This window comes from Dietzia sp. 2505 (assembly GCF_040546785.1).
Lineage (GTDB): Bacteria > Actinomycetota > Actinomycetes > Mycobacteriales > Mycobacteriaceae > Dietzia.
This window is the reverse complement of sequence record NZ_JBEPON010000002.1, coordinates 248,370-262,000: the sequence shown is the minus strand read 5'-3', so window position 1 is coordinate 262,000 and position 13,631 is coordinate 248,370. Positions and strand designations below refer to the sequence as shown.

The window sequence follows — 13,631 nt, the reverse complement described above, 5'->3', positions numbered from 1 at the left end:
GAGAGGACGCCGCATGGGACTGGAACTACTGCTGCCCGTGATGATCCTGGCGCTCGTCGCGCTGATGTTCTTCCAGAGTTCCAAGCAGCGACGGGCGATGAAGGAACTGCAGGAGATGCAGGCCTCCCTCTCGGTCGGCGATCAGGTGCTCACCACCTCGGGTCTGCACGCGACCGTGGTGTCGGTGGCCGAGGAGAGCCTGGTCCTGGAGATCGCTCCCGGCGTCCGGACGCAGTGGGACCGCAGGGTGATCCGCGAGAAGCTCGACTCCGGTACCTCCTCCGGGTCGACCGCCGGGACGGACGGCGCTGGTTCCTGACGACCGCCTACCGGCGAGTAGTGTGATGGGGCCGTCCAGCCGGAGGCCTCTGCTGAAGACCGAGAGAGATCACCTGTGTCACCAGTCCGTTCTCGACGCGTAGATGCCCGCCCCAGGCCCTGGGCACTGCTGTCCGTCTTCTCCCTGGTGTTTTTCATCCTCTTCCTCGCCGCGTTCGCCGTGGCCGAGAGAGGCCTCACACCCAAGCTCGGTATCGACCTGCAGGGCGGCACCCGGGTCACGCTGATCCCCATCGGGCAGCCGGACGAGCAGGACCTGCGCCTGGCCCAGGACATCATTCGCGATCGCGTCGACGGGCTCGGCGTGGCCGGGACCTCGGTCGTCATCGAGGGCAGCAACATCGTCCTCACGGTGCCCGGCGAGGACTCGAGCCAGGCCCGTGACCTCGGGACCACCTCGCAGCTGACGATCCGCCCCGTGCTCGAGGTCCAGCCGGTCGCCGAGGGGGACGTCGAACCCGTCGACGCCGCGGTCGGTGACCGGGAGGCGGTGGCGCGGGCGGTCGAGGAGGCCCTCGAGGTCCGGCAGGGCGATCCCCAGGAACTCGCCCAGCGCCTCCCGGAGTTCCGGTGCCCCGAGAGGGAGATCACCGCGGGCTTCGAGGACCAGGCGCAGGCGTTGATCGCGTGCGGCGAGGGCGCCAAGTACGTACTCGGCCCCGTGCCGTTGCTCGTCGGTGAACCGGAGGACGGGGAGCGCCTCGACGGCCAGCAGATCGTCAAGGACTCGGTGAGCTCCGGGTTCAGTCAGCAGGCCGGCCAGAACGAGGTCTCGTTCCGCTTCAACGCCGGCCCCGGCCAGCAGGGGAGCGCCACCTGGTCGCGACTGACCCAGGAGTACCTGCAGCGTCAGATCGCCATCCTCCTCGATGGTGAGGTCATCAGCGCCCCGGTGGTCCAGGGCGTGACACCGGTCGGATCGGCCACCTCGATCACCGGCAGTTTCACCATGGACGAGGCGGCGACTCTCGCCGGGAATCTCCGATTCGGTGCGCTGCCGATCTCCTTCGAGGACCCGAACGTCGACAACGTGCCCGCCTCGTTGGGTCTGGCCTCCCTCGAGGCCGGACTGCTCGCCGGCGCGATCGGTTTCCTCCTCGTGTTCCTCTATACGGTCCTGTATTACCGGCTCCTCGGCGTGATCGCCTTCTTCTCCCTGGCCGTCTCGTTCCTCGTCACCTACGTGATGCTCGTGTTCCTCGGGTACACGGTGGACTACAGCCTCGATCTCGCCGGCGTCGCCGGCCTCATCATCGGCATCGGGATGACCGCCGACTCCTACGTGGTCTTCTTCGAACGGATCAAGGACGAACTCAGGGACGGTCACCGGTTCAGATCCTCGGTTCCCAGGGCGTGGAAGAGCGCCAGTCGCACGATCATCACCGGGAACGTGGTGAGTCTGATCGGCGCCGTCGTGCTGTACCTCCTGGCCACCGGAGAGGTCCGGGGCTTCGCCTTCACCCTCGCCCTGAGCACGGTCATGGACGTCCTGGTGGCCTTCACGCTGCTCTGGCCCCTGGTCTACCTGGCCTCCACCAAACAGTTGTTCACCGCACCGTGGGCCAACGGCCTCGGGAGGATGGAGGCCCTGCGGGCCGACTCCGCCGAGCGCCGCCGTCTCGAGCAGGAGGCCGAGAAGGCCGAAGCCGATTCGGGTTCGGGTGGTCCCCGGGGTGTGTCGCCGACCGTGCGTGGTCCGGATGGGCCGCCCTCGGACCAGGGACCGGCAACCCCGGGCGTGACGATGATCCTGCCGCGCCGCGACGACTCCGAGGAGGAGGGCCGATGAGCGCTCCGGGAACGACCGACACCACGGACATGACGGGACCCGACCAGCCGGAGAGTCTGTTCAACCGCCTCTACACCGGCACCGGCGCGTTCCCAATCGTCCAGAAGCGCCGTCTGTACTTCCTCCTCACCGGCGCCATCGTCGCGATCTGCCTGGCGAGCATCATCTTCCGTGGGTTCACCTTCGGGATCGACTTCACCGGCGGCACCAAGTTGACGATGCCGGCGGGTGATGCGGATAAAGACCGGGTGGCCGTCGTCGTCGAGGAGACGATCGGTCAGGAGCCCCAGACGGTCCAGGTCGTCGGCGCCGGGGCCGCGCGCATCGTCGAGGTGGAGACCGGGTTCCTCACCAGTGACGAGATCTACGCGACCAAGCTCGCACTCCTCGAGGAGTTCCAGCCCGTCGCGGCGAGCGGCGAGGTCTCGATCGAGGCGATCGGGGATTCGGCCCGCAGCGAGAGCTGGGGCGGGCAGGTCACCGAGAAGGCGATCATCGCCCTCGTGGTGTTCATCGTGATCGTGTTCGGTTACATGGCGTTCCGCTTCGAATGGCGCATGTCGGTCGCCGGCGTGGTCGCGCTGTTCTTCGACGTCATCACCACGGCGGGGATCTATTCACTCCTGGGATTCGAGGTCTCGCCCGCCACGGTCATCGGCCTGCTCACCATCCTCGGTTTCTCCCTCTACGACACGGTCATCGTGTTCGACAAGGTGGAGGAGAACACCCGCGGAGCCAAACACTCGTCGACCAGCACCTATGCGGAAGAGGCCAACCTGGCCGTCAACCAGACGCTCATGCGATCGATCCACACCACCATCATCGGCATCCTGCCGCTGCTGGCCCTGCTCGTGATCGCGGTGTGGATCCTCGGGGTGGGCACACTGCTGGACCTGGCCATCGTCCAGGTGGTCGGGATCATCACGGGGACGTTCTCGTCGATCTTCCTCGCGACACCGTTGCTGGTGCTCCTCAAGGAACGCGACCCCGCCACGAAGCGCCAGACCGCCAAGGTCCTGGCCCGTCGGGAAAAGGTCGGGGCCACCGCATGACGGACTCCGCGGCCACAGGGGTGACGCCGGCGATCGTCGCCGCCGTCGAGAGACTGATGCGCAGGGTGGAGAACTTCCCGGCGGCCGGGGTGCAGTTCTGCGACCTGACACCGGTTCTGGCCGACCCCGACGGTTTCGACGCGGTTGTGGCGGGGCTCGTCGCGGGCCACGAGATCGGCTCGGTGGACTACGTGGCGGGGCTGGACGCCCGCGGCTTCCTGCTCGCCGGCGCGGTCGCGGTGCAGCTGCACACCGGAGTGCTGGCCATCCGCAAGGCGGGCAAGCTCCCCCCACCCGTGCACTCACGCTCGTACGAGCTCGAGTACGGGGCGGCGACGTTGGAGCTCCCCGCCGACGGTCTGGACCTCCGCGGCAAAAGGGTGCTCGTGGTGGACGACGTCCTGGCCACGGGAGGCACTCTCGGGGCGGCCGTCGGTCTCCTCGATGACTGCGGCGCCGTGGTGGCGGGGCTGTCCGTGGTGCTCGAGGTCCCCGGCCTCGGGGGTAGGGATAGACTGGCCGGCACACCGCTGACCTGCCTCACGGTCGCGTGACCACCGCCCGTCGTTGACGGATCGGACCCGGAGGGAGGAGCCGGCATGACCAATCGGCAGGATCCCGCCGCGAACGTCGGCGCCGGCCCGCAGCCGGTGCCCGCGGAGCAGCCCCAGCCCAACACGCAGCCGCTCCCCGTGATCCCGGGTGCGCGGCCCTCCGCCGGCAGGCGCGTCCGGGCCAGGTGGGCGCGCCGACTCACCTCCGGGTTGACGGTGACGTCCACGCCCGCCGTTCTCGAACCCCTCGTCCGAGTGCACCGGATCCACCACGCCAAGGCCGACGTGGGGCTGCTGGCACGGGCCTATGCTCTCGCCGAACGCCAGCACGAGGGCGTGTTCCGCAAGTCGGGCGACCCGTACATCACCCATCCACTGGCGGTCGCGACCATCTGCGCCGAGATGGGCATGGACACCACCACCCTCGTGGCGGCGCTGCTGCACGACACCGTGGAGGACACCGACTACTCCCTCGAGACCCTCGCGTCGGATTTCGGCGACGAGGTCGCCCATCTGGTCAATGGGGTCACCAAGCTGGACAAGGTCGACTTCGGCGAGGCGGCCGAGGCGGAGACGATCCGCAAGATGATCATCGCGATGGCGCATGACCCGCGGGTCCTGGTGATCAAGGTCGCCGACCGCCTGCACAACATGCGGACGATGCGCTTCCTGCCTCCGGAGAAGCAGGTCAAGAAGGCTCGCGAGACGCTCGAGGTGATCGCGCCGTTGGCCCACCGCCTCGGCATGGCCACCGTGAAGTGGGAGCTCGAGGACCTCGCGTTCGCGATCCTGGAGCCCAAGAAGTACCAGGAGATCGTGCGACTGGTCGCCGACCGGGCGCCCAGTCGGGACGTGTACCTGGGCACGGTGATCAACCGGGTCAGAGCCGAGCTGGAGAACGCCCACATCCAGGCCCGGGTCGAGGGACGCCCCAAGCACTACTGGTCGATCTACCAGAAGATGATCGTCCGGGGTCGCGAGTTCGACGAGATCCACGACCTGGTCGGCATCCGCGTGCTGTGCGAGGACGTGCGGGACTGCTACGCCGCGATCGGCGTGGTGCACTCCACGTGGAAGCCCATGCCGGGGAGGTTCAAGGACTACATCGCCCAGCCCAGGTTCGGCGTCTACCGCTCACTCCACACCACCGTGATCGGCCCCGACGGCAAGCCGTTGGAGATCCAGATCCGGACCCACGAGATGCACCGCAACGCCGAGTACGGGATCGCGGCGCACTGGCGGTACAAGGAGACCCGCGGCAAGCACCACGGCGACCCCGCCGAGGTGGACGAGATGGCGTGGATGCGCCAGCTGCTGAGCTGGCAGCGTGAGGCCGCCGACCCGGGGGAGTTCCTCGACTCGCTGCGGTTCGAGATGACCAGCAAGGAGATCTTCGTCTTCACGCCGAAGGGCGACGTGATCAACCTCCCCGTCGGCGCGACCCCCGTGGACTTCGCCTACGCCGTCCACACGGAGGTCGGCCACCGGTGCATCGGCGCGCGCGTCAACGGCAAACTCGTCGCGCTCGAGAAGCCGCTGGAGAACGGCGAGGTCGTCGAGGTCTTCACCTCCAAGGACCCCAACGCGGGCCCCAGCCTGGACTGGCAGAAGTTCGTCGTGTCGGGCAGGGCCAAGAGCTCGATCCGCCAGTGGTTCGCCAAGGAGCGGCGCGAGGAGGCCCTCGAACGCGGCAAGGACCTCATCACCCGCGAAGTGCGGCGCGGGGGGGTGCCCGTCCACCGGGTCTTCTCCAACGAGTCACTCGCCGGTGTCGCACGGGAGCTGGGATTCGCCGACGTCACCGCGCTCTACACGGCGATCGGGGAGAACCACGTCTCCGCCAAGCAGATCGTGGGTCGGCTCGTCGCCGCCCACGGGGGGGTCGACGAGGTCACCGAGGAGCTGGCGGACCGTTCGCGAGACAAGAACATCACCTCGAACCGGCCCGCGCCGGCGGGTCCCGGGATCCTCGTGGGCGGGGTCAAGGACGTGCACGCCAAACTCGCCCGCTGCTGCATGCCGGTACCCGGCGACGAGGTCCTCGGGTTCATCACCCGCGGCGGCACGGTGAGCGTCCACCGCACCGACTGCACCAACGCCTCCGACCTGCACCGCGAGCCCGAGCGACTGGTCAAGGTCGAGTGGGCACCCCAGCCGGGTGCGGTGTTCCTGGTGGCGATCCAGGTGGAGGCGCTCGACAGACACCGGCTCCTGTCGGACGTGACCAAGGTTCTGGCAGACGAGAAGGTCAACATCCTGTCCGCGTCCGTCCAGACGGCGGGAGACGATCGGGTGGCGATCTCGCGGTTCACCTTCGAGATGGCCGACCCCAAACACCTCGGACACGTCCTGCAGACGGTCCGAGGTGTCGAGGGGGTCTTCGACGTCAACCGGATGACGTCGAACTGAGCCGGGTGATCCGGCCCGCGGGTCACCTCTCGGGGAGCCCCGACTGGGCATCGACGACCACGGTCTCGATCGTGACGGGGCGCCGCGGCACCTGGTTGTTCCGGTCGGTCGGGTCGTCACTCTTCACACCGGTCTCGGCGATGTCGTCGAGGACCTCGAGGCCCGATTCCCCGACCGTTCCCATGACGGTGTACTCCGGCGGGAGGGCGGAGTCCTCGTAGACTAGGAAGAACTGGCTCCCGGCACTGTCGGGGGCCTGTGACTTGGCCATCGCCACGGTTCCACGGGGGTAGATGGCGGCGCCCGAACCGTCGTCGGCGAGCTCGAGGGCGTCGGCCGCGGGCGGCTCGTCGACCACGGAATAGCCGGGACCGGACAGGCCGGTCCCCGTGGGGTCACCGCACTGCAGGACCGACAGACCGGGCTCCTCCTCCGAGACGGTGAGGCGGTGGCACTCTGTGTCGTCGAAGTACTGCTGCTCGGCCAGGTGGACGAAGCTCGCGACATTGCAGGGGGCGCCGGACCGGTCGAGCGTGATCGGGATCTCACCGCGGTCGGTGGTGATGGTGATCTCCGCGAGGCCCTGCCTGGCCTGGTCGCCCGACGGCGGCTCGGCGTCACGCTTGGTGTCGTTGACGGTCTCGACCTGCTCGTTGAACTCCTCGACCTCCGCCACGACCTCGGCACCCTGGTCCTCGAACTCCGCGGGATCGAGCGGCTCGGGGGTCTCGGTGTCGGTGGGGTACTCGCAGGTCAGCCAGTTGGCGGCGTACTCTTCCGCGCGCTTGCGGTCGTAGTTGATCCAGGCGACCACCCCGACGATCCCCAGCAGGACCGCGACGACGACCGACGCCGCGACGATCTTGAGCTGCTTCTCACGACGGGCCTGCGCCTCCATCTGCTCGCGCAGGCGCCTGCGCGCCTCTGCTCGGCGTTCCTGGTTGGTGGACACTGACCCTCCTGGGTACCTGGACTAGGCTGGAACAGTCGGCTGACGCCGCGGTGGGGACTCACAGAGCAGACCACAGCGCTCCAGCCCAGGGGTCTTGTCTACCAGGTCGGGCCGAGACGGCTGAACACCACTCCGGTGTACCGCCCAGTCGGACCGGCAGTTCGCGACGGACGTCGTGGGCGATCGAGAAGAGGAGTTCAGGACGTGCAGATCATCGGGTTCCCAGCCGGGATGTTCCAGACCAACTGCTACATCGTGTCCGACGCCGCGGGGGACTGCGTGATCGTCGACCCGGGCCAGGACGCCGAGGAACAGGTGCGGCGGCAGGTCTCCGAAGCGGGACTCAGGCCCCGGGCGGTGCTGTTGACCCACGGCCACCTGGATCACATCTGGAACGCCCGGCAGGTCGCGGACCACTACGGCGTGCCGACGTACATCCACCCGGACGACCGCGCGATGCTCTCCGATCCGGGCAAGGGGCTGTCCCTCGACCTGTCGGCGATGCTCAAGGGCATGACCTTCACCGAGCCCGCCGAGGTGATCGAGGTCTTCGACGGCGACACTCTGAGATTCGGGTCGATGACCTTCGACGTGGACCACGTACCGGGACACAGCCCGGGGTCGGTGTCCTTCCGGATCGTGGTCGACACCGAGGAGGGCCGGCGAACGGTCGTGCTCGGGGGAGACGTGCTGTTCCAGGACGGGGTCGGCCGGACCGACCTGCCCGCGGGTGACACCGATGTGCTCATGCAGTCGATCGCCAAGAAGTTCCTCACGCTGGACGACGACGCGGTGGTGCTCCCCGGGCACGGACCCTCGACCACCGTCGGCCGGGAACGGCGGTCCAACCCGTTCCTCCGTGACCTCTAGAACTCCTTCCCCGAACCACCCATCGACAGACGCAAGGATCCACCACACGTGACCGGCACCCAGAAGATGACCGCGCTCAAGGCACCGAAGGGGGTGCCCGACTACGTCCCCCCGACCTCCGCCGCGTTCGTCGCGGTCCGGGACGCGATCACCACCGCCGCCCGGAGGGCGGGCTACGGGCACATCGAGTTGCCGATCTTCGAGGACACGGCGTTGTTCGCCCGCGGTGTGGGGGAGTCCACCGACGTCGTCTCCAAGGAGATGTACTCGTTCGAAGATCGTGGCGGCCGGAGCGTCACCCTCCGACCCGAGGGAACCGCCGGCGTCATGCGTTCGGTCATCGAGAACGGCCTGGACCGCGGTCAGCTCCCCGTCAAGCTCTGCTACGCCGGCCCGTTCTTCCGCTACGAGCGTCCCCAGGCCGGGCGGTACCGGCAGTTGCAGCAGGTCGGCATCGAGGCGATCGGGATCGACGACCCCGCCCTCGACGCCGAGGTGATCGCGGTGGCGGACGAGGCCTTCCGTTCCCTCGGGTTGACGGGGTTCCGGTTGGAGCTCACCTCGCTCGGGGACGACTCCTGCCGACCCGCGTACCGGGAACGACTACAGGCGTTCCTCGCCGGGCTGGATCTCGACGAGGCCACGCGGGAACGTGCACGGGTCAACCCGCTGCGTGTCCTCGACGACAAGCGCCCGGAGGTCCGTGCGCAGCTCTCGGGCGCCCCGCTGATGATCGACCACCTCTCCGAGGAGAGCGCCGCGCACTTCGCCGAGGTCCGGTCGCACCTCGACGCGCTCGGCGTGGCCTACGAGGTCAACCCCCGGATGGTCCGCGGCCTGGACTACTACACCAAGACCACGTTCGAGTTCGTCCACGACGGCCTCGGCGCCCAGTCCGGGATCGGTGGTGGCGGGCGCTACGACGGACTGATGGAGCAGCTCGGGGGACAGGCGCTGTCCGGCATCGGGTTCGGTATCGGCGTCGACCGCACGATGCTCGCGCTGCAGGCGGAGGGGATCGACCACGCCCCGGGCGGTCGGGTGGACGTCTACGGCGTCGCGCTCGGCGCGCCGGCCAGGGCCGCGCTGGTGCCCGTGCTGGCCGAGTTCCGTCGCGCCGGACTCCGCGCCGACATGGCCTACGGAGACCGCGGAATGAAGGGTGCGTTCAAGGCCGCCGACCGGTCGGGGGCCGCCGTCACCCTCGTCGTGGGCGAGAACGAGCTGGCGTCGGGCACCGTCGTGGTCAAGACGATGTCCACGGGTGAGCAGACCCCGGTCCCGCTGGACTCGGTCGTGCCCCACGTCACGGGTCTCGTCACTCCCTGATCCGCCCGCGCGGGGTCACACCGGCGCGCCGAAGGTGTCGCAGGCTTCCACGGACCCCTGTTCGTACCCGGTCAGGAACCACTGGCGCCGCATCTCCGACGAGCCGTGGGTCCACGAGTCGGGGTCGACCCGGGCGCCTCCGGACCGCTGGATGTGGTCGTCACCGATCGCCTCGGCGGTCCGGATGATCGCGTCGACGTCACTCGGTGTCAGGCTCTCCAACAGCGGCTCCCCGCCGTCGGGAGCGGGGGTCGAGGTGGCGTAGTGGGCCCACAGCCCGGCGTAGCAGTCGGCCTGGAGCTCGACCCGGACCGCGCCCGAGGACGCGCCCCGCGGATCCTGCTGGGAGCGGCGGATGTCACCGAGCATCGTCTGCAGGTGGTGCCCGAACTCGTGCGCGACGACGTACATCTGGGCCGCGCCGGCGGGTGAGCCCCCGAGCCGACCGACCAGGACCTCGTCGAAGAAGGCCGGGTCGATGTAGACATCCTGGTCCGCCGGGCAGTAGAACGGCCCGACGTCGGAGGAGGCCGCGCCGCAGGCGGTGTCGACGCCGCCGGTGAAGATGGTGGTGTGTGGCTGGACCCACCGCATCCCGACCTGGTCGGGGAGTTGGGTGCCCCAGACGTCCTCGAGGCTCTCAGTGGTGGCGACGATCCGGCAGATTGTATCCGCATTGGCCTGCCGGAGGTCGCACTGGTCGATGTGGGTCTGGAACCGCTGTGCCGAGTCGGAGGTCGGTCCCCGGCCGCCGTCGCCCTGGTCCAGACCGAGCAGTCCCGGGTCGACCCCGAGGAACAGCGCGACCAGGACGACGGCGAGGCCGCCGACACCTCCGCCGACCGCCACCCCCCGGCGACCCCCTCGACCACCGCGGCCCCCGCCGGAGACCCCGCTGGTGTCCAGGCTCCCGCCCTGCCGGAACGTCATGACCGCCGCCCTCCCGTCCACGGGGTCCCGTCCCGCCCGTGCGCTCCGCGTCACCCCGATCCGGAAGGGCACTGTAGTGGTCGACACTCTATTGGTCGCGGGAGGTCGGCCGCAGCCGACACCGGGAACGGCGACGGGTGGACGTAGACTGTCCGTCGTCCGAACCCGGGACCGACCGCACGATCCGCGGTGGGTCCGATCGCCGTTCGCCGACCACCCCGCTTTTCCGACGAGAGGACCACCGCAGTGCTGCGCACCCATTCCGCCGGCCAGCTCCGAGCCGCCGACGCCGGTGACACCGTCACCCTGGCCGGCTGGGTCGCGCGTCGCCGGGATCACGGCGGGGTCATCTTCGTCGATCTGCGAGACTCCACCGGTGTATGCCAGGTGGTGTTCCGCTCCGAGGAGATCGCGGAGCGTGCGCACCGTCTGCGGAACGAGTTCTGCGTCTCCGTCACCGGTGTCGTGGACCGCCGCCCCGAGGGGTCGGAGAACCCGAACCTCGCCTCCGGTGAGGTCGAGGTCGACGTGGTCTCGTTCGAGGTGCTCGGCGAGGCCGCGGCCCTGCCGTTCCAGCTCGACGACGAGGTGGGGGAGGAGGCGCGTCTCCGTCACCGTTACCTCGACCTCCGTCGCGAAGGGCCCGGTGCGGCACTGCGACTGCGGTCGAAGGTCAACTCCGCCGCCCGCGGCGTCATGGCCCGCCACGACTTCGTGGAGATCGAGACCCCGACCCTGACCCGGTCGACCCCCGAGGGCGCGCGCGACTTCCTCGTCCCCGCGCGCCTACAGCCGGGCACCTTCTACGCCCTCCCGCAGTCGCCCCAGCTGTTCAAGCAGCTCCTCATGGTGGCCGGGATGGAGAAGTACTACCAGATCGCCCGCTGCTACCGGGACGAGGATTTCCGTGCGGACCGGCAGCCGGAGTTCACCCAGCTGGACGTGGAGATGAGCTTCGTCGACCAGGACGACGTGATCGCGATCGCGGAGGAGATCCTCACCGAGGTGTGGGCCACGGCCGGGTACCGGATCTCGACCCCCATCGCGCGGATCACCTACGACGAGGCGATGCGTCGTTTCGGCTCGGACAAGCCGGATCTGCGGTTCGACATCGAGCTGGTCGAGTGCACCGAATTCTTCGCCGACACCCCGTTCCGGGTCTTCAAGGCTCCCTACGTCGGCGCGGTCGTCATGAAGGGCGGGGCATCGCAGCCGCGGCGCCAGCTCGATGCCTGGCAGGAGTGGGCGAAGCAGCGCGGAGCGAAGGGCCTGGCCTACATCCTCATCGGACAGGACGGCGAGCTGGGCGGCCCCGTCGCCAAAAACCTGTCGGACGCGGAGCGCGCCGGGATCGCCGCGCACGTCGGCGCGGAGCCGGGCGACTGCATCTTCTTCGGCGCCGGGGGGGTCAAGTCCACCCGTGCGCTCCTCGGTGCGGCCCGCGGCGAGATCGCGGACAAGCTCGGACTGATCGATCCGGAGGCGTGGGCGTTCACCTGGGTGGTGGACGCGCCCATGTTCGAGCCCGCCGACGACGCCACGGCCGCCGGTGACGTGGCGGTGGGCTCGGGGGCGTGGACCGCCGTGCACCACGCGTTCACCTCGCCCAAGCCGGAGCACCTCGACACCTTCGACACCGATCCGGGTTCGGCCCTGGCGTACGCCTACGACATCGTGTGCAACGGAAACGAGATCGGGGGCGGGTCCATCCGCATCCACCGCAAGGACGTCCAGGAGCGGGTGTTCGGCGTCATGGGTATCTCGCAGGAGGAGGCGCAGGAGAAGTTCGGCTTCCTGCTCGACGCGTTCTCCTACGGCGCCCCGCCGCACGGGGGCATCGCGTTCGGGTGGGACCGCATCTGTGCGCTGCTGGCCCACACCGACTCCATCCGCGACGTCATCGCCTTCCCCAAATCCGGCGGCGGTGTCGACCCGCTCACCGACGCCCCCGCGCCCATCACCACGCAGCAGCGCAAGGAGTCGGGAATCGACGCCAAGCCCGTGACCCGCGGCCAGGGGACCCAGGCGGAGCCCGCGTCAGCCGGGTAGGTCCCTCGGCGTCAGAGGTGGAAGGCCTCGAGCGCCGGGCGGCCGTCCATCCCGGCGTGGTCGAGGCCGAACAGCCGGGCGACCGTCGGTGCCACGTCGAGGGTGCGGACCGGGCGGTCGACGGTGCCACCCCGACGCACTATCCGGTGCCCGCCGCCGATGAAGAACGGGATCCCCAGGGTGACCTCGTGCCCGTGGTTGCCGGGGATCGGGTTGGAGAACGGGGTGGGGTCGGAGAAGCGCCAGCCGGGATGGCACGTGGCCACCAGGTCCCCGCCGCGTCGACCCAGTGAGAGCTCGGCCGGATCGTAGAGGCGGTTGACGCCCGGCAGTGCGCCGACGACCTCGCGCAGTCGTCGCAGCGAGGCGTCGCGCTCGTCCGCGGGCCCGAGGTAGGCGAACGTGTCCGCCCCGCCGTTCTGGGCGATCCCGAACCGCCCGCGGATCGCCGCGTCCGCCTCGATCGCGCCGGACGCGCTGATCAGGCTCAGCGGCTCCGACCAGTCCATCCCGTGATCGGCCAGGACGATGACCACCGAGCGCTCCCAGCGGCCGGTCGTGCGGAGGAACTGCTCGAAGTCCCAGAGCTTGTGGTCGGAGTTGGCGACCGCCTGGTTGCGCGCCAGTCGCAGTGAGGTCCCCGACAGGTCCATGTGTCCGAAGCGGTCCATGTCGCCGAGGTTGACGAAGGTCATCCGGGGGGCGTGGTCGGTGATGGTCTGCTTGAGAGCCTCGATGGTGAACCAGTCGAGGGAGTGGTCGGTGATGGGCACGAGCGGGAACGGCGCCCACTGGACGCTCGCGCGCCCGCCGAACAGTCCATGGAGGTAGTCCTTGCTCAGCACGCTCGCTGTGGTCAGGCCGGCCTCGGTGCGGATGCGGTCGAGCACGGTGGGAGCGCGGAGATCGTCCGGCCTGTCGAGAGTCCTGTCGGTGCCGGCGGCGTGGTCCCAGACCGAGTTGGCGGGAACCCCGTTGCGCTCGGGCAGCACCCCGGTGACCATGGCCGCGTGGTTGGGGAGCGTCTCGGCGATCATCACCGACGACGCGTCGGTGAACCTGGTCCCCTCCGCGGCCCACCGGTGCAGGGTGGGGGCCTGCACGGGGTTGAGTTCGTCGGGCCGCATGCCGTCGGTGACCAGGACATAGACGTCGAGGTCGTCGGCGACCGGTCGCGTGGGAGTGGCCCAGACCGGAGCCGGGTCGGCGAGGAGGGTGACCCCCACCGCGCCCGCGGCGGCGACCACACCGGCCCCGGCCAGCGCCTCCCGGCGGGTCAGGGTGGGGCCGTGGCAGGGGTCGTGGTGGCGGCTCATCGGGCGGGGCTCCTCGGGTCGGGACGTGACTGGTCACAGGTC

11 protein-coding genes are annotated in these 13,631 nt (G+C 69.4%); 8 read left to right on the top strand and 3 right to left on the bottom strand.

The genetic code is table 11. From position 1 onward, the window contains the following. Positions 1 to 13: 13 nt before the first annotated feature. From yajC to ABIE38_RS04875, 5 genes are all read left to right on the top strand, one after another. Entirely contained in the window at positions 14 to 319 is a 306-nt protein-coding gene (yajC, locus tag ABIE38_RS04895) for a preprotein translocase subunit YajC (protein WP_354054287.1), read from the top strand. 147 nt (positions 320 to 466) lie between these two features. Next, positions 467 to 2,128, top strand: a complete 1,662-nt coding sequence (gene secD, locus ABIE38_RS04890; protein WP_354054286.1) for a protein translocase subunit SecD — start codon at positions 467 to 469, stop codon at positions 2,126 to 2,128. Next, a complete protein-coding gene (secF, locus tag ABIE38_RS04885; protein ID WP_502914716.1) occupies positions 2,125 to 3,180 on the top strand; it encodes a protein translocase subunit SecF in 1,056 nt (351 codons plus the stop codon). The genes secD and secF overlap by 4 nt, the downstream gene beginning before the upstream one ends. Next, positions 3,177 to 3,734: an adenine phosphoribosyltransferase gene (locus tag ABIE38_RS04880; protein ID WP_354054285.1), complete on the top strand. Its 558-nt coding sequence runs from the start codon at positions 3,177 to 3,179 to the stop codon at positions 3,732 to 3,734. Before secF ends, ABIE38_RS04880 begins: the two co-directional genes overlap by 4 nt. Before the next feature lie 45 nt (positions 3,735 to 3,779). Continuing rightward, positions 3,780 to 6,143 carry a RelA/SpoT family protein gene (locus tag ABIE38_RS04875; protein ID WP_354054284.1) on the top strand — a complete coding sequence of 788 codons (2,364 nt, stop codon included), beginning with the start codon at positions 3,780 to 3,782 and terminating at the stop codon, positions 6,141 to 6,143. Positions 6,144 to 6,165: 22 nt separating this feature from the next. On the opposite strand, the gene ABIE38_RS04870 is transcribed toward ABIE38_RS04875, so the two are convergent. Further along, on the bottom strand, positions 6,166 to 7,095 hold the full coding sequence (locus tag ABIE38_RS04870) for a peptidylprolyl isomerase (RefSeq protein ID WP_354054283.1): 930 nt from the start codon (positions 7,093 to 7,095) through the stop codon (positions 6,166 to 6,168). Between the two features lie 204 nt (positions 7,096 to 7,299). Between ABIE38_RS04870 and ABIE38_RS04865 the strand changes: the two genes are divergently transcribed. After that, positions 7,300 to 7,965: an MBL fold metallo-hydrolase gene (locus tag ABIE38_RS04865; RefSeq protein ID WP_354054282.1), complete on the top strand. Its 666-nt coding sequence runs from the start codon at positions 7,300 to 7,302 to the stop codon at positions 7,963 to 7,965. A 66-nt stretch (positions 7,966 to 8,031) separates the two neighbouring features. Then, positions 8,032 to 9,294 carry a histidine--tRNA ligase gene (gene hisS / locus ABIE38_RS04860; protein ID WP_354054766.1) on the top strand — a complete coding sequence of 421 codons (1,263 nt, stop codon included), beginning with the start codon at positions 8,032 to 8,034 and terminating at the stop codon, positions 9,292 to 9,294. A gap of 15 nt (positions 9,295 to 9,309) precedes the next feature. On the opposite strand, the gene ypfJ is transcribed toward hisS, so the two are convergent. Next, positions 9,310 to 10,224 carry a KPN_02809 family neutral zinc metallopeptidase gene (gene ypfJ / locus ABIE38_RS04855; protein ID WP_354054281.1) on the bottom strand — a complete coding sequence of 305 codons (915 nt, stop codon included), beginning with the start codon at positions 10,222 to 10,224 and terminating at the stop codon, positions 9,310 to 9,312. Between the two features lie 246 nt (positions 10,225 to 10,470). Here ypfJ and aspS point away from each other — a divergent pair, with 246 nt between their 5' ends. Beyond that, positions 10,471 to 12,273 (top strand): aspartate--tRNA ligase, encoded by a 1,803-nt coding sequence (gene aspS, locus ABIE38_RS04850; protein ID WP_354054280.1) that lies wholly within the window; start codon positions 10,471 to 10,473, stop codon positions 12,271 to 12,273. Positions 12,274 to 12,284: 11 nt separating this feature from the next. On the opposite strand, the gene ABIE38_RS04845 is transcribed toward aspS, so the two are convergent. Then, entirely contained in the window at positions 12,285 to 13,589 is a 1,305-nt protein-coding gene (locus tag ABIE38_RS04845; protein ID WP_354054279.1) for an alkaline phosphatase family protein, read from the bottom strand. Positions 13,590 to 13,631: the final 42 nt, after the last annotated feature.

What these genes read in the sequence shown, in the direction of transcription:
- ABIE38_RS04845 (WP_354054279.1), bottom strand. Translation starts at nt 13,589, where the DNA reads ATGAGCCGCCACCACGACCCCTGCCACGGCCCCACCCTGACCCGCCGG.
- ABIE38_RS04875 (WP_354054284.1), top strand. Translation starts at nt 3,780, where the DNA reads ATGACCAATCGGCAGGATCCCGCCGCGAACGTCGGCGCCGGCCCGCAG.
- ypfJ (WP_354054281.1), bottom strand. Translation starts at nt 10,224, where the DNA reads ATGACGTTCCGGCAGGGCGGGAGCCTGGACACCAGCGGGGTCTCCGGC.
- yajC (WP_354054287.1), top strand. Translation starts at nt 14, where the DNA reads ATGGGACTGGAACTACTGCTGCCCGTGATGATCCTGGCGCTCGTCGCG.
- secF (WP_502914716.1), top strand. Translation starts at nt 2,125, where the DNA reads ATGAGCGCTCCGGGAACGACCGACACCACGGACATGACGGGACCCGAC.
- ABIE38_RS04880 (WP_354054285.1), top strand. Translation starts at nt 3,177, where the DNA reads ATGACGGACTCCGCGGCCACAGGGGTGACGCCGGCGATCGTCGCCGCC.
- hisS (WP_354054766.1), top strand. Translation starts at nt 8,032, where the DNA reads ATGACCGCGCTCAAGGCACCGAAGGGGGTGCCCGACTACGTCCCCCCG.